At 58.8% G+C, this 413-nt stretch carries 1 protein-coding gene and 1 pseudogene; both read left to right on the top strand.

Features of this window, described 5'->3' with window-relative positions:
* Positions 1–126, top strand: a pseudogene (locus A3728_RS22445) (cupin domain-containing protein); the annotation flags it as partial.
* A 76-nt stretch (positions 127–202) separates the two neighbouring features.
* Positions 203–413 (top strand): transposase (locus A3728_RS15900; protein ID WP_150120843.1); only part of this gene is annotated, 211 nt, incomplete at its 3' end.

Genomic DNA, 413 nt, shown 5'->3' with positions numbered 1-413 from the left:
GCCCAAGGTGTATCGCAAGCTACGGCTCTGCCACGCGACTACCGACCCTGGGGCTGGTACGAGAGCCTCGTCATCGGGCCACGTTTTCAGGTCAAACGTATCGTTGTACATCCGGGTGCGCCCCTCTAGGTCACGCACTCATAAATGACTAGCGCGGTTTCGGGATTGCTGATTCACTTCTGTGAGAGAGGAGAGCAGCAAGATGCAACGTCGCTACGAATTGACAGACTTCGAATGGTCGATCATCGAACCGCTTCTGCTGAACAAGCCGCGTGGTGTGCCGCGGGTGGATGACCGGCGGGTGCTGAACGGCATCTACTGGCGGCTGAGAACCGGATCGCCCTGGGCCGACATCCCGGAACGTTATGGACCCTACACGACCTGCTACAATCGGTTTGTCCGCTGGGCGAAGC

This window comes from Sulfitobacter sp. HI0040, assembly GCF_001634885.1.
In the GTDB taxonomy this organism is placed as follows: Bacteria; Pseudomonadota; Alphaproteobacteria; order Rhodobacterales; family Rhodobacteraceae; genus Sulfitobacter.
The sequence above is the reverse complement of the archived record's forward strand: the minus strand, read 5'-3'. Positions and strand labels throughout refer to the sequence as shown.